The organism is Streptococcus sp. HMSC057G03 (assembly GCF_001808745.1).
In the GTDB taxonomy this organism is placed as follows: domain Bacteria; phylum Bacillota; class Bacilli; order Lactobacillales; family Streptococcaceae; genus Streptococcus; species Streptococcus parasanguinis_Z.
In genome coordinates, this window is the sequence record NZ_KV794434.1 from 246037 (window position 1) to 260944 (window position 14908).

General features: G+C 41.5%; 12 protein-coding genes, 1 tRNA gene, 1 other RNA gene and 1 pseudogene. 13 read left to right on the plus strand and 2 right to left on the minus strand.

Annotated features, from left to right (window positions below; all coding sequences use genetic code 11):
• Window positions 1–125 precede the first annotated feature (125 nt).
• A complete protein-coding gene (locus tag HMPREF2686_RS09565; RefSeq protein ID WP_024055510.1) occupies window positions 126–1094 on the minus strand; it encodes an NAD(P)/FAD-dependent oxidoreductase in 969 nt (322 codons plus the stop codon).
• Window positions 1095–1273: 179 nt separating this feature from the next.
• Here HMPREF2686_RS09565 and rpsU point away from each other — a divergent pair, with 179 nt between their 5' ends.
• On the plus strand, window positions 1274–1450 hold the full coding sequence (gene rpsU / locus HMPREF2686_RS09570; protein ID WP_000048054.1) for a 30S ribosomal protein S21: 177 nt from the start codon (window positions 1274–1276) through the stop codon (window positions 1448–1450).
• A gap of 100 nt (window positions 1451–1550) precedes the next feature.
• Here the strand turns inward: rpsU and mscL are convergent, their stop codons facing one another.
• Window positions 1551–1931, minus strand: coding sequence for a large conductance mechanosensitive channel protein MscL (mscL, locus tag HMPREF2686_RS09575; RefSeq protein WP_021152922.1), 381 nt, complete (start codon window positions 1929–1931; stop codon window positions 1551–1553).
• Window positions 1932–2145: 214 nt separating this feature from the next.
• Here mscL and dnaG point away from each other — a divergent pair, with 214 nt between their 5' ends.
• From dnaG to HMPREF2686_RS09635, 12 genes and pseudogenes are all read left to right on the plus strand, one after another.
• On the plus strand, window positions 2146–3924 hold the full coding sequence (gene dnaG, locus HMPREF2686_RS09580) for a DNA primase (RefSeq protein WP_049506669.1): 1779 nt from the start codon (window positions 2146–2148) through the stop codon (window positions 3922–3924).
• Between the two features lie 2 nt (window positions 3925–3926).
• On the plus strand, window positions 3927–5036 hold the full coding sequence (gene rpoD, locus HMPREF2686_RS09585) for an RNA polymerase sigma factor RpoD (RefSeq protein WP_003003251.1): 1110 nt from the start codon (window positions 3927–3929) through the stop codon (window positions 5034–5036).
• Between the two features lie 269 nt (window positions 5037–5305).
• Window positions 5306–5635 (plus strand): metal-sulfur cluster assembly factor, encoded by a 330-nt coding sequence (locus HMPREF2686_RS09590; protein ID WP_004220168.1) that lies wholly within the window; start codon window positions 5306–5308, stop codon window positions 5633–5635.
• A 171-nt stretch (window positions 5636–5806) separates the two neighbouring features.
• On the plus strand, window positions 5807–6514 hold the full coding sequence (locus HMPREF2686_RS09595) for an ABC transporter ATP-binding protein (RefSeq protein WP_024054676.1): 708 nt from the start codon (window positions 5807–5809) through the stop codon (window positions 6512–6514).
• Window positions 6515–6523: 9 nt separating this feature from the next.
• Window positions 6524–7318 carry a hypothetical protein gene (locus tag HMPREF2686_RS09600; protein WP_049506670.1) on the plus strand — a complete coding sequence of 265 codons (795 nt, stop codon included), beginning with the start codon at window positions 6524–6526 and terminating at the stop codon, window positions 7316–7318.
• 103 nt (window positions 7319–7421) lie between these two features.
• Window positions 7422–7770: a transfer-messenger RNA gene (gene ssrA / locus HMPREF2686_RS09605) on the plus strand.
• 10 nt (window positions 7771–7780) lie between these two features.
• Window positions 7781–7868: transfer RNA gene (locus HMPREF2686_RS09610), tRNA-Ser, on the plus strand.
• An 83-nt stretch (window positions 7869–7951) separates the two neighbouring features.
• Entirely contained in the window at window positions 7952–11053 is a 3102-nt protein-coding gene (locus tag HMPREF2686_RS09615; protein ID WP_070450514.1) for a DNA polymerase III subunit alpha, read from the plus strand.
• 84 nt (window positions 11054–11137) lie between these two features.
• On the plus strand, window positions 11138–12151 hold the full coding sequence (gene pfkA / locus HMPREF2686_RS09620; RefSeq protein ID WP_021152956.1) for a 6-phosphofructokinase: 1014 nt from the start codon (window positions 11138–11140) through the stop codon (window positions 12149–12151).
• Window positions 12152–12220: 69 nt separating this feature from the next.
• Complete coding sequence (gene pyk, locus HMPREF2686_RS09625; RefSeq protein ID WP_013903352.1) at window positions 12221–13726, plus strand: pyruvate kinase; 1506 nt, start codon at window positions 12221–12223, stop codon at window positions 13724–13726.
• A 165-nt stretch (window positions 13727–13891) separates the two neighbouring features.
• Entirely contained in the window at window positions 13892–14452 is a 561-nt protein-coding gene (gene lepB / locus HMPREF2686_RS09630; protein ID WP_003006560.1) for a signal peptidase I, read from the plus strand.
• A 28-nt stretch (window positions 14453–14480) separates the two neighbouring features.
• A pseudogene (locus HMPREF2686_RS09635) lies at window positions 14481–14879 on the plus strand (transporter substrate-binding domain-containing protein); the annotation flags it as partial.
• Window positions 14880–14908 lie beyond the last annotated feature (29 nt).

Below are 14908 nucleotides of genomic sequence, written 5' to 3' on the forward strand. Positions count from 1 at the left end.
CAGCGGAAAGTTTTTGTATTTTCTTGATTCATACTAAAAATAGGAACTCATTTTTACTTCTTTGCAGAATCGATTAACTTAAAATAGTTTGACTTCAATTTAAAAAAGGCCAAAGGCCTTTTTTATTATAAACTAGTTGAGTGCGTTGGTTGGACTTTCTTATCTGGATAGATGTAGTTGATGGCATTGTTTACGGCTGTTGGAGCTTCCCCAAGACCTGTAGCGATGAGATCAATCTTTCCTTCGTAGAAGCAGCAGTCTCCACAGGCATAAATTCCAGGAAGGCTGGTTTCTTGTTTTTGGTTCACCTTGATTTTATGGCGTTGCAATTCTACACCCCATTCTTTCAAGTTTCCGATAGAAGATTTAAAGCCATAGTTGACAAATAAGTGATCAATCGGGATAAGTTCGGTTTCATCGGATTTAACTTTTGTGATTTCAAGATGAGTGGCATGACCATTTTCGCCAATCAAGCGGCTAGGAACAAATGGTGTTTTGATGCTGACAGAAGATTGTTTGAGCTCTTCTACGCTATGTTCCAAGGCACGGAAGTTGTCCCGACGGTGAACGATTGTAGTTGGAGCAATCTTGTCAAAAGCAAGAGCCCAGTCCACAGCAGAGTCCCCCCCACCAAGGACGGTCACCTGCTGTCCTTCATATTGTTGGATATTTGATACGTGGTAGTGGACGTTATCAAAGTCTTCAGCCCCCTCGATATCAAGAGCACGTGGTTTAAAGGCACCGCCACCCATGGCAATGATGACGGCTTTAGACTGATGCACTTGGCGAGAAGTAGTGATAGTGAAGAGGTCGCCCTCTTTTTGAATATCCTCTACAGTTTCATTGAGGAAGATCGGTGTATCGAATCGTTTGACTTGCTCGATCAAGCGGTTGCTCAATTCTTCACCTGTTAAATTGGTAAATCCGGGTACATCGAGGATACTTTTTTCTGGATAGAGAATGGCTGGTTGCCCTCCAAGTTGAGGTAAGGAATCAATCAGTTTGACTTTAACTTGGCGCATATTGCCATAAAAAGCAGCAAACAGACCAACTGGTCCGCCCCCAACAATCGTAATATCATAAATTTCTGACATGGTATCTCCTTCAGGGTTTTCTTTGTTTCCATTGTATCATAAAATAGGAAGAATGAAAAAGTCGGAAAAAAGAAATGGCATGAAGGTTAGGAAGGTTAGAAAAGTTTTAAAAGATCTTGACAGCACCTTTAAAGTGTGATAAAATGATTAAGATTTTAGGCTTGAAGGGAGTGAAAAACATGTCAAAAACAGTAGTACGTAAGAATGAATCTCTTGACGATGCTCTTCGTCGTTTCAAACGCGCGGTTACTAAAGCTGGTACTCTTCAAGAAACACGCAAACGTGAATTCTATGAAAAACCTTCTGTAAAACGTAAACGTAAATCAGAAGCAGCTCGTAAACGTAAAAAATTCTAATTGAATACAAGAACAGACTTCGGTCTGTTTTTTGTTTCTCTAGAAAAATTGAAGAAAAAAAGCCGACCTTCTAACTAGAAGATCGGATCTTTTTATCTGATTATTTGTTTGCAAGCAAGTCGCGGATTTCAGTAAGCAACTCTTCTTGAGTAGGAGCAGGAGCTTCTTCTTCGACAGCTTCTTCTTTTTTACCAAGGTTTTGAGCTTTTTCAGCAGCTTTCACTACGAAGAAAAGAACAGTACCAACAACAAGGAAGTTGATCACAGCGCTCAAGAAGCTACCGTATGCAACACCGTTCCATGACAAATTAGCAATCTTATCAACACCAGCAGCTTTCATAGCTGGTTTCAAAATAAGTGGAGTGATGATATCGTTAACAAGTGATGTTACGATAGCTCCAAATGCAGCTCCGATAACGACTGCTACAGCAAGGTCAACAATATTCCCACGAAGGAGAAAAGCTTTCAAATCTTTTAACATATCCTAAATATGTCCTTTCATAATAATTTTTTACTATGATAGTATAACGGAAAAATATTCGACTGACAAGGAATATGCCTCATTTTTTAAAATTAGTGATAAAGGTTGAAAATCTTTTCTTTTATGTGTGAAATCGGTAGGAAAAAATTTACTTTTACTAACTTTTAGTATAAAATATAAAGTGATAATCTATGGTAAAATGGAGGCACTGTTTATGGTTGATAAAGAGCTAATTGCAGAAATTAAAAACAGTGTAAACATTGTTGAAGTTATTGGAGAAGTTGTTTCTTTGACCAAGGCTGGCCGTAACTTTTTAGGCCTATGTCCTTTTCATGGTGAAAAGACTCCTTCCTTTAATGTCGTTGAAGACAAGCAGTTTTACCATTGTTTCGGATGTGGTCGCTCTGGAGATGTTTTTAAGTTTATTGAAGACTACCGTGGAGTCGCCTTTATGGATGCGGTCCAGATCGTAGCAGACAAGGCTGGCATTGCGCTTCAGTACCAGGCAAGGCCGGCCCAACCAGCGTCTGTCAATCCAAACCAAGAACTTTATGAGATTCATCAGGAAGCTAGTAAGTTTTATCAGGCGATTTTGATGACGACCAAGATGGGGGAAGAAGCGCGAAACTATCTGCATGAACGGGGTCTGACGGATGAGGTGATCCGACATTTTCAATTGGGCTTAGCACCTGCAGAAGGAAATTATCTCTATCGAAATCTCTCTGAGAAATTCTCTGAGAAAGTCATTACCGATTCAGGTTTGTTTACAATCTCAGATGCTGGAACGGTTTTTGATGCCTTTCAGGATCGGATCATGTTTCCCCTGACGGATGATAGTGGACGGGTCATTGCCTTTTCTGGTAGGCTGTGGAAAATGACGGAGGATGGTAGTCATCAAGCCAAGTACAAGAATAGTCGTAGTACCCGTCTATTTAATAAAAGTTATGAACTCTATCATTTGGATCAAGCCAAAACGAGCGCCAAAAAGAAACATGAAATGTATATCATGGAAGGCTTTATGGATGTCATTGCAGCTTATCGAGCTGGGATAGAAAATGCAGTCGCCTCTATGGGGACAGCCTTGACACCAGAGCATGTCCAGCACCTGTCTCATTTTACTAAAAAGGTCATCTTGACCTATGATGGAGATAAGGCAGGGCTTGAAGCAACAGCTAAGGCCTTGGATGTCTTGCAGGATCTGGAGTTGGAGATCGTCCGTATCCCAGATCAGATGGACCCTGATGAGTACCTCAAAAAGACGTCCCCAGAAGATCTAGCTACCCTCTTGAAGAATTCTCGGATCAGTAAGGTTGAATTCTTGATGCACTACTGGAAACCCCAGTATATTGAGAACTTGCAAGCGCAAATTGAGTTTGTCGAAAAGTTGGCACCGATGATCGCTCAGACGCGTTCTATTACAGCGCAAAACACCTATATTTATAAGTTGGCCGATTTATTGCCGGACTTTGATTACTTGCAGATTGAGCAGATTGTCAATAATAGTCGCTTGCATCAACGGCAAGAAGCGCAAGAAGGTGGACGATCAAAAACGTCGAATTTTTCAGTGGAGCTCCTGCCGAATCGTGGGATGACGCGCTTGATCAAGGCGGAAAATCATTTATTAAGTAGGATGAAGGATTTTCCAATGGTCCTCAATGATTACCGTTTGCGACCTGATTTTACCTTCGACACGCCGGAGTTACAGATCTTGTATCAATTGCTCTGTCAAAATGGAGAAGTCACCTCTCAGGATCTATCCGAGCAGCCTGAAGGGGTCCAGCACGCCTGGTACCGCATGTTAGAAGAAGATTTACCAGATGAGATAGCAGATGGTGAGTTAGAAGAAGTAGAAGCGACACGGAATCGTGAGCTTCTTCGCAAAGAAAGTCAACAAATTGGAAATAAAGTGAAGGAAGCTTCCTCAATAGGGGATGCGGAAAAGGCTTTATTGGAACTCGAGCGTTTAATCGCTCAAAAAAGAAGAATGGAGTAAGAATGGCTAAAGAACAAAAAGATATTACAACATTGGACGTTCAAATTGCAGAATTTATTCGCAGCCACAAGAAAAGCGGAACTGCAACAGATGATGAAATTAATGACCAATTGGTTATTCCATTCACGCTAGATGCAGATGGGATTGAAGATCTTTTGCAACGCATTCAAGATGCAGGGATTTCGATCACTGATAAAGACGGCAACCCAAGTGCGCGTGTGTTGAACAATGAGGAAGAGCCAGAGTTGTCAGATGAGGAATTGCTTGGAAGCAACTCTGCTAAGGTCAATGACCCGGTACGGATGTACTTGAAAGAAATTGGGGTTGTTCCTCTTTTGACCAATGAAGAAGAACAAGAATTGGCTATCTTGGTGGAACAAGGTGACTTGGAAGCTAAGCAACGTCTAGCAGAAGCCAACCTTCGTTTGGTTGTATCCATTGCGAAACGTTACGTTGGTCGTGGGATGCAATTTTTGGATTTGATCCAAGAAGGAAACATGGGCTTGATGAAGGCGGTTGATAAGTTTGACTATACCAAAGGGTTCAAGTTCTCTACTTATGCTACTTGGTGGATCCGTCAGGCCATCACTCGTGCCATTGCAGACCAAGCGCGTACCATTCGGATTCCTGTTCACATGGTGGAAACCATTAACAAGTTGGTTCGTGAGCAACGCAATCTCTTGCAAGAATTGGGACAAGATCCAACACCTGAACAAATCGCTGAACGTATGGATATGACACCAGACAAGGTGCGTGAAATCTTGAAGATTGCTCAAGAGCCTGTTTCTTTGGAAACGCCAATCGGAGAAGAAGACGATAGCCATTTGGGAGATTTCATCGAAGACGAAGTGATTGAAAATCCAGTAGACTACACCACTCGTGTGGTTCTACGTGAACAATTGGATGAAGTCCTCGATACCCTGACAGACCGGGAAGAAAATGTTTTGCGTCTTCGTTTTGGTCTGGATGATGGAAAAATGCGGACCTTGGAAGATGTGGGGAAAGTCTTCAATGTGACCCGTGAACGGATCCGTCAGATCGAAGCCAAAGCCCTCCGCAAACTCCGCCACCCAAGCAGAAGCAAACCATTGCGTGATTTTATTGAGGATTAAAAATGTCCGGGGGACATTTTTAACGGTCGCCAAGAAATGAAGAAGCGACCTAGGTCCGGGGGACATTTTTAACGGTCGCCTAGAAATGAAGAAGCGACCCAGATCCTGCGGATCTTTTTAACCCGAGCCAAGAAATTCGGAAGCGAGGAAGGTCCGGGGGACCTTTTTAACGGTCGCCTAGAAATGTAAAAGCGACCCAGGTCCGGGGGACCTTTTTAACCCGAGCCAAGAAATTCTATCGAGAGTAAATAGCAGAAAAAGGAAGTCATATGGCATATACAACTGAGCAAATTGAAGAAATTAAAAATAAAATTTTAAATGCTTTGGAAGAGGTAATCGATCCTGAGCTTGGGATTGATATTGTCAATTTAGGTCTTGTCTACGAGATCCATTTTGACGGTGAAACTGGAGCAACCATCATTGATATGACTCTAACGACCATGGGATGTCCATTAGCGGACCTTCTGACAGATCAGATTCATGATGTTTTAGCAGAAGTAGAAGAAGTGACATCTGTGGATGTGAAGTTGGTCTGGTACCCTGCTTGGACGGTTGAAAAGATGAGCCGTTATGCACGGATCGCACTTGGAATTAGTTAAACATTCTATGCATCAAAATAAATCAGAGGTTGGGGTTTCCCTAACCTCTGATTTATTTATCCCTATTTTTTTGAACAAGTATTTACAAATTCTTAGCAAATTTTCAGATAAAGTTGCAATCATCAAGGGGACAGGGTATAATAGCATAAATAGAAAATAAAGGAGATTTACATGAATCAGTATCCTTTGGTCTACTTGGACCATGTGACAAAGAATTATGGGCATGAAGTTGCTCTCATGGATGTTAGTTTGAACATCCAACCTGGCCGTATTATTGGCCTTTTGGGTCCCAATGGTAGTGGGAAAACAACCATCATTAAATTGATTAATGGTTTGTTGCAACCAAGCCTTGGAAATATCTATATTCATGGGCAATTACCATCCCCAGCTTCTAAAAAAGTGGTTTCCTATTTGCCAGATACAACTTATCTGAATGAAAATATGAAAATTATTGATGCTATTAACTATTTCCAAGATTTTTATGCAGATTTTAATGTCCAACGAGCTTACCAATTGCTCAACGATTTGCATTTGCAGCCAAATCAAAAATTGAACAGCCTTTCAAAAGGGAACAAGGAAAAAGTGCAATTGATTTTGGTGATGAGCCGTGAAGCTGACTTGTATGTTCTTGATGAACCAATCGGTGGGGTTGACCCAGCAGCGCGTGATTATATTTTGCGGACCATTATTCAAAACAGACGTCCAAACTCTTCTGTCTTGATTTCTACTCACTTGATTGCGGATATTGAGCAAGTTTTGGATGAGGCCATTTTCATCAACCAAGGAAGAATCCTCTTGCATGAAAATACGACTGTTATGCGCAATCAACACGGAAAATCAATCGATGAGATCTTCCGTGATCAATTCCGTGTTTATTAGGAGGAACCCATGTTTGGTAAATTATTAAAATATGAATTTAAATCGACAGCTAAGTGGTATTTATTGATCACCCTGATCGCACTAGGTTTGTCAGTGATTACAGGTGTTATTGGTGGAAGTGCTACAAACGGTTTTGTGAATATGGAAACCAATAGTATGCAAATCATAACGGGGACTCTTGGGATTCTCATTTTTGGAGGAGTCATTGGTCTTTATCTTAGTAACTACTATATTATTATCCGTCGTTTCTATTCCAACTTATACGGACGCGAAGGTTACTTGACCTGGACCCTTCCAGCTAGCCCGCATGCGATCATTTTATCTAAATTTGTGGGAGCTTTAGTAGCGAGTCTTTACTGCCTATTCCTTCTATTTTTGAGTGGTTTTATCACAATACTTGTGATGGGCGCTGTCATTGGACAAGACCTCTCTCCTGTATTTAGTATTATCGCTGAGGCTTTTAGTCATTCAATTGCTTATTGGATTATCGTTTGGTGGATTTTTACCACAGCTTCAGGGATCTTCCTATTTTATGTATCGATCGCACTTGGCCAACTCTTCCAAAATCGTCGTGGATTGAAGGCTATTCTGTTTTTCTTTCTCTTGTGCCTTGTGTTAAGTATCATCGGTACAGCAGTCAATCCATTAAAAGATTCATATGCTGTTGGGTCTGCATTGGTTTATGGAAATATTGATGAATTTGGACCTAACTTCATCCCAGGTCTTATCTATGAAGTCATCAAGATTGTTTCTATGTACTTTACGATTCACTATATCAGCAAGTACAAGTTGAATCTTCAATAAGAACAGTTAATTGAACAAGGAGCTTCCCGGTGGAAGCCTTCTTGTTCAATTTTTTTCTTTTGCATTTTTGGCTACATTTTGATATACTAATTGTATTCGTTTTGGGGTCGTTACGGATTCGACAGGCATTATGAGGCATATTTTGCAACTCATCTAGCGGATGTAAAACGCCAGTTAAATATAACTGCAAAAAATAATAATTCTTACGCTTTAGCTGCCTAAACACCAGCATGCGTGACCCGATTCGAATCGCTCGTGTTTGATGACAGGTCTTAATTATAGCGAGATACGATCTAGCTTGGTCTAGGAGTTAGATAAGAGATTGATAGACTCGCAGGTACAGGGCTTGAGTTATGTGTCATGTAGCTGTTAAACTAAGACATAACCTATGGTTGTAGACAAATATGCTGGCAGGTGTTTGGACGTGGGTTCGACTCCCACCGGCTCCATATTTTTATTCATGGAAGATTACTCAAGAGGCTTAAGAGGCCGTGTTGGAAACGCGGTAGGCGTGTAAAAGCGTGCGTGGGTTCGAATCCCATGTCTTCCGTTGTTGAGACATCATTGTGTAGCAGTGGTGTTTTTTTGTACAATAAAGAGTCCCAAAAATAGACAAGTGAGGGAGGAGAAAAAGTGATTGCACAGCTAGATACCAAATCAGTCTATACCTTTATGGAAAGCCTTGTGACTATAAAAGACTATGTCCAAGTGGCTAAAAGCATGGGGTATGGCGCATTGGGAATCATGGATATAGATAATTTATATGGTGCTTATGAATTTATCGAAGCCTGTCAGGCCCACAAGCTCAGCCCCTTGGTCGGTTTAGAAATTGGACTAGAGGTAGACAATGAAACAATTCCGTTTCGGATGATCGCTCTGTCAACGAAGGGCTACCAGAATCTGATGAAGATGTCGACCGTCAAAATGATGGGGAAGAGCAATTGGGAGGATGTGAAGCACCTAACAGAAGGCGTAGCAGTTATTGTCCCAGCTCCTTTTGCTAGTGTAGACTTGCCGCTTGGTCTAGATTACTTCATCGGAGTTTTTGCGGATACGCCGGTCCAAGAGTTTAGCCACCCTGTGCTCCCTCTTCATACTGTGCGTTTCTTTGAGGTGGAAGATGTGGAAGCCATGCAGATGCTGGCAGCCATCAAGGACAATCAAAGCTTGACAGAAACAGGACCGATTGACCCTACAACAGTCCTAAAAACTCCTCAGGATTTAAAGAGTGATTTTACAGAGCGATTTCCTCAAGCCATCACAAATCTGGAAAAACTAGTCCAAGGGATTCAATACGATATTGATACTCAGTTGAAATTGCCTCGCTTCAATCCTCAGAAACCAGCTGTTGCGGAATTGAGAGAATTAGCCCAAGCCGGTCTTCTTCGAAAGAACTTGACTAGTCCGGTCTATCAAGAACGTTTGGAGCATGAATTAGACATTATTCACCAAATGGGCTTTGATGATTATTTCTTGATTGTATGGGATCTTCTTCGTTTCGGACGGAGTCAAGGCTATTATATGGGAATGGGACGTGGGTCTGCTGTCGGCTCACTGGTAGCTTATGCCCTGGAGATTACAGGGATTGATCCAGTGGAGAAGAACCTCCTCTTTGAACGCTTTTTAAATGTGGAGCGCTATACCATGCCGGATATTGATATTGATATTCCTGATATCTATCGTCCAGAATTTATCCGTTATGTGAGAGACCGTTATGGGAGTTACCATGCGGCTCAGATCGTGACCTTTTCAACCTTTGGGGCCAAACAAGCCATTCGAGATGTTTTTAAACGTTTTGGGGTACCAGAGTACGAATTAACCTCCATTACCAAGCGTATTGGCTTTAGGGATACACTGACAACTGCGTATGAACAGAATCTAGCTTTTCGACAAGTGATTCATAGTCGAGCAGAATTTGAACGTGGCTTTGAAATTGCCAAAAGAATTGAGGGCCAACCTAGACAGACCTCGATCCATGCGGCGGGTGTTGTGATGAGTGACCAGGATTTGACGGATCACATTCCTCTCAAGTATGGAGAAGACATGTTTGTCACCCAGTACGATGCTCATGCGGTTGAAGCCAATGGTCTATTGAAGATGGACTTTTTGGGTCTGCGAAACTTAACCTTTGTTCAAAAAATGAAGGAAGCCGTCTATGAAAAGTACCAAGAAGAGATCGTGATTGAAGCCATTGATTTAGAAGATCCAGAAACCTTAGCCTTATTTGCTGCTGGGGATACCAAGGGGATTTTCCAATTTGAACAGGCTGGAGCCATTCGCCTCTTGAGACGAGTGAGACCCAATCATTTCGAAGAAGTGGTAGCGACCACCTCTCTCAATCGTCCAGGAGCTAGTGATTACATTGATAATTTCGTCAAAAGAAAGCACGGTCGAGAAAAAGTTGAGATTTTAGATCCAGCGATTGAAGAAATCTTAAGGCCCACTTATGGGATCATGCTCTACCAAGAGCAGGTGATGCAGGTTGCCCAGCGTTTTGCAGGCTTTAGTCTAGGGAAAGCCGATATTTTACGTCGGGCTATGGGCAAAAAAAATGCAGCTGAAATGCATCAGATGGAAGACGATTTTGTCTCAGGTGCTCTTAAACTTGGGCATACGGAAGAAAAAGCCAAAGAGGTCTTTGCGATCATGGAAAAATTCGCAGGCTATGGGTTTAACCGTTCCCATGCCTATGCCTATTCTGCCTTGGCCTTTCAGATGGCCTATTTCAAGGTCCATTATCCAGATGTTTTCTTTGATGTCATGCTCAATTATTCGAGCAGCGATTATCTGACAGATGCTCTCCAGTTTGATTTTAAAGTCGCGCCATTATCCATCAATACCATCCCTTACAGAGATAAGTTCCAGGATCGAAAAATCTACTTGGGAATGAAAAATATCAAGGGATTCCCGAGAGATTTAGCGTATTGGATCATTGATAATCGTCCCTTTGAAAGTGTCGAAGATTTTATTTTACGACTCCCCAATCAGTATCATAAATTACCTCTGTTAACGCCTTTAGTAGAACTAGGGTTGTTTGATATCTTTGAGAAGAATAGACGCAAGGTACTTCACAATTTGCCGAATTTGTTTGTCTTTGCCGATGAGTTAGGTAGTTTATTTGCAGATTCTAACTATTCCTGGACAGAAGCGGAAGACTTTAGCCAGGCTGAAAAATATGAGAAGGAAGAGGCCATTATTGGCGTCGGTCTCAGTACCCACCCATTGGTTGCGATTGGGCAAACGAGTCCCTATGAGATCCAACCAATTTCTCAACTCATACAAGGAGAGCAGGCACGCATTCTCATTGAGGTACAAAGCATTCGAACCATTCGAACCAAGTCAGGTGATCTCATGGCTTTCTTACAAGTCAGTGATACCAAGAAAAAATTGGATGTGACCCTTTTCCCTGAAACCTACAATCGATTTTCCTCCTTGATAAAAGAAGGTGGCTTTTATTACTTGACAGGGAAGATACAAGAGCGTGATGGGCGCTTGCAGATGATTCTAGCAGAGGCGCAACTGGCAACCAATGAAAAGTTCTGGATCCAGTTGCTCGATCATCGTCAGGATAAAACGATTCTTTCTATCTTGAAAAAATATCCGGGCCCATATCCTGTGATATTACGCTATGAAGACGAGAAAAAAACTCTTCAATTGAAGGGCTATACCGTCCAGAAAAACAAAGAATTGGAAGATGAATTAAAGAATCTCGTTATGAAAACGATTTATCGGTAAAAACTGCGAAAAATACGAGAATTTTAGTCTTCTTTGTGTTATAATTACGTAGAATGTAAAAGAAAAAAAGGAGCAAACAACGAAATGAAACGTATTGCTGTTTTAACTAGTGGTGGAGATGCCCCTGGTATGAATGCTGCCATCCGTGCAGTTGTTCGTCAAGCAATTTCAGAAGGAATGGAAGTTTTCGGTATCTATGATGGATATGCGGGAATGGTTGCTGGTAAAATTCAGCCCCTTGACGCCTCATCTGTTGGAGATATTATTTCCCGTGGTGGTACCTTCCTTCATTCAGCTCGTTACCCTGAATTCGCACAACGCGAAGGTCAATTAAAAGGGATCGAGCAATTGAAGAAACACGGGATCGAAGGTGTTGTCGTTATTGGTGGAGATGGTTCTTACCATGGTGCGATGCGCTTGACTGAGCTTGGATTCCCAGCTGTGGGTCTTCCTGGTACGATCGATAACGATATCGTAGGAACTGACTTTACAATTGGTTTTGATACGGCAGTCACAACTGCAATGGACGCGATCGATAAGATCCGTGATACTTCATCTAGTCACCACCGTACTTTCGTTATCGAAGTGATGGGACGTAACGCTGGAGATATCGCTCTTTGGGCAGGGATTGCATCTGGTGCAGATGAAATCATCATCCCTGAAGAAGGATTCAAGATCGAAGATGTTGTTGAGAGCATCAAAGAAGGTTACGCAAAAGGTCGTACCCACAACATCATCATCTTGGCTGAAGGTGTGATGTCTGCAGATGAATTTGGTAAAGCGTTGAAAGAAGCTGGTGATGAAAGTGACCTTCGTGTGACTGAGCTTGGCCACATCCAACGTGGTGGTTCACCTACTGCGCGTGACCGTGTTCTTGCTTCACGTATGGGAGCACACGCTGTTAAATTGTTGAAACAAGGAATCGGTGGTGTAGCCGTTGGTATCCGTAATGAAAAAATGGTTGAAAACCCAATCCTTGGTAAAGCAGAAGAAGGAGCCCTCTTTAGCTTGACAGAAGATGGTAAGATTGTGGTAAACAATCCACATAAAGCTGATCTTGGTCTTGCCGAGTTGAACCGTAGCTTGTCTTCAATCTAATTTTATTTCATAAATTCGTTAACCTTGTCTTAAAAAGACAGATATATTTAAAAAGGAGTCATATATATCATGAACAAACGTGTAAAAATCGTTGCAACTTTAGGTCCTGCGGTAGAAATCCGTGGTGGTAAAAAATTCGGTGAAGATGGATACTGGGCTGAAAAACTTGACGTTGAAGCTTCAGCACAAAACATTGCTAAATTGATCGAAGCTGGTGCTAACACTTTCCGTTTCAACTTCTCACACGGTGACCACCAAGAACAAGGTGAACGTATGGCGACTGTTAAACGTGCAGAAGAAATCGCTGGTAAAAAAGTTGGTTACCTTCTTGATACAAAAGGTCCTGAAATCCGTACTGAATTGTTCGAAGGCGAAGCTAAAGAATATTCATACAAGACTGGTGAACGTATCCGCGTTGCTACAAAACAAGGTATTAAATCAACTCGTGAAGTGATTGCTTTGAACGTTGCTGGTGCGCTTGACATCTTTGATGACGTTGAAGTTGGACACCAAGTATTGGTTGATGATGGTAAATTGGGTCTTCGCGTTGTAGAAAAAGACGCTGCAAAACGTGAATTTGTTGTTGAAGTTGAAAACGATGGTATCATCGCTAAACAAAAAGGTGTAAACATCCCTAACACTAAGATTCCTTTCCCAGCACTTGCTGAACGCGATAACGACGATATCCGCTTCGGTTTGGAACAAGGTATCAACTTCATCGCGATCTCATTCGTACGTACTGCAAAAGACGTTCAAGAAGTTCGTGCTATCTGTGAAGAAACTGGTAACAGCCACGTTCAATTGTTTGCGAAAATCGAAAACCAACAAGGTATCGAAAACTTGGATGAAATCATCGAAGTTACTGATGGTATCATGATCGCTCGTGGTGACATGGGTATCGAAGTACCATTCGAAATGGTTCCAGTTTACCAAAAAATGATTACTTCTAAAGTAAATGCTGCTGGTAAAGTTGTTATCACTGCAACAAACATGCTTGAAACAATGACTGAAAAACCACGTGCAACTCGTTCTGAAGTATCTGACGTCTTCAATGCTGTTATCGATGGTACTGATGCTACAATGCTTTCAGGTGAATCTGCAAACGGTAAATACCCACTTGAATCTGTAGCTACAATGGCGAAAATCGACATGAACGCTCAAACACTTTTGAAAGAATATGGTCGTTTGAACCCAGCTTCATTCGAACGTAACTCTAAGACAGAAGTTATGGCTTCAGCTGTTAAAGATGCTACAAACTCAATGGATATCAAATTGGTTGTAACATTGACTAAGACAGGTCACACTGCACGTTTGATCTCTAAATACCGTCCAGATGCTGATATCTTGGCATTGACATTTGACGAATTGACTGAACGTGGATTGATGTTGAACTGGGGTGTTATCCCAATGTTGACAGATGCTCCTTCATCAACTGATGATATGTTCGAAATTGCTGAACGTAAAGCAGTTGAAGCTGGTCTTGTTAAATCTGGTGATGATATCGTTATCGTTGCTGGTGTACCAGTTGGAGAAGCTGTTCGTACAAACACAATGCGTATCCGTACAGTACGTTAATAGACAATTTGATCTTAAAGCCTTGCTGGTTGGTCCGAAAGGATCGACCGCGAGGTTTTTCTTTTTCTTCTGGTGTGTGTTGACAAGAATTCTAACTAATGCTTACTTTCTCTTTTTTAAAGATCAAAAACATGGTATAATAAATAAAAAGGAAGGGAGACATACATGCCAAGGAGAGATTTAATTAGAAATGTCATCATTGTCGGTGTACTGGTTTTGGCACTGATTTTGCTTCGAATCTTTGTATTTCATCCATTTAGTATCAATGATAAAATGGCCAATGCTTCTGTGAAAACTGGAGATCTTGTGGTAGCGACTAGAAATGCTCAGGTAGATCGCAGTGATTTGGTCTTATACAAGGTCGGTGGAAAAGAATACCTTGGACGTGTCATTGCCAAAGAAAACGACGAAGTCAGCTACGTAGATGACGTCCTCTATTTGAATGGACAGGCAACACCAGAACCTTACCTGAATAAAATGCTGAACAAACACCTAGCGGCTCCAACGAGTAATGGGTATTATACGGATGATTTCTTCTTATCAGAGTTAAAAGGGACCAAGGCTGGTCGTGTACCATCGGATACTTATCTAGTCTTAAATGATAACCGTGGAGATACAGAAGATAGTCGTGAGTTTGGTTATATCCATAAAAATCAGATCGAAGGAGTCGTGAATCTACGTCTCTATCCTCTCAATAAATTTGGATTTATAAAAGTAGAAGAATAGCCGAAAGGCTATTTTTTTTATAAATATCAAAGAGAAACGATTAGATGCCCAGACCGGATCGTCTGGCTATATGGATTTTGAAGCCAATCCTAAAATCTTGAAAAATAAGATCAAAAATCAAAAGGCTACCCAATACCAGAGTTTCAACGAGGCGCTGATCGATCTTCAGAATGATCGGATCGATGGCCTCTTAATCGACCGTGTCTATGCCAACTATTATCTGCAGACGGAAGGAATTTTAAAAGACTACAATGTCTTTCCTGTCGGGTTTGAGACAGAATCCTTTGCGGTAGGAGTGCGCAAGGCGGATAAAACTTTGAAGAAAAAAATTGATGAAGCCTTCGTAAAACTCTATCAAAAGGGCCAATTCCAAAAGATTTCTAAGAAGTGGTTCGGAACGGATGTAGCAACAGACGACATCAAGTAAAAAAGAGAGTGGGACAGAAATCGGTAATT

What these genes read in the sequence shown, in the direction of transcription:
- HMPREF2686_RS09590 (WP_004220168.1), top strand. Translation starts at nt 5,306, where the DNA reads ATGGCATATACAACTGAGCAAATTGAAGAAATTAAAAATAAAATTTTA.
- HMPREF2686_RS09565 (WP_024055510.1), bottom strand. Translation starts at nt 1,094, where the DNA reads ATGTCAGAAATTTATGATATTACGATTGTTGGGGGCGGACCAGTTGGT.
- lepB (WP_003006560.1), top strand. Translation starts at nt 13,892, where the DNA reads ATGCCAAGGAGAGATTTAATTAGAAATGTCATCATTGTCGGTGTACTG.
- HMPREF2686_RS09600 (WP_049506670.1), top strand. Translation starts at nt 6,524, where the DNA reads ATGTTTGGTAAATTATTAAAATATGAATTTAAATCGACAGCTAAGTGG.
- rpoD (WP_003003251.1), top strand. Translation starts at nt 3,927, where the DNA reads ATGGCTAAAGAACAAAAAGATATTACAACATTGGACGTTCAAATTGCA.
- HMPREF2686_RS09595 (WP_024054676.1), top strand. Translation starts at nt 5,807, where the DNA reads ATGAATCAGTATCCTTTGGTCTACTTGGACCATGTGACAAAGAATTAT.
- rpsU (WP_000048054.1), top strand. Translation starts at nt 1,274, where the DNA reads ATGTCAAAAACAGTAGTACGTAAGAATGAATCTCTTGACGATGCTCTT.
- dnaG (WP_049506669.1), top strand. Translation starts at nt 2,146, where the DNA reads ATGGTTGATAAAGAGCTAATTGCAGAAATTAAAAACAGTGTAAACATT.
- pyk (WP_013903352.1), top strand. Translation starts at nt 12,221, where the DNA reads ATGAACAAACGTGTAAAAATCGTTGCAACTTTAGGTCCTGCGGTAGAA.
- pfkA (WP_021152956.1), top strand. Translation starts at nt 11,138, where the DNA reads ATGAAACGTATTGCTGTTTTAACTAGTGGTGGAGATGCCCCTGGTATG.
- mscL (WP_021152922.1), bottom strand. Translation starts at nt 1,931, where the DNA reads ATGTTAAAAGATTTGAAAGCTTTTCTCCTTCGTGGGAATATTGTTGAC.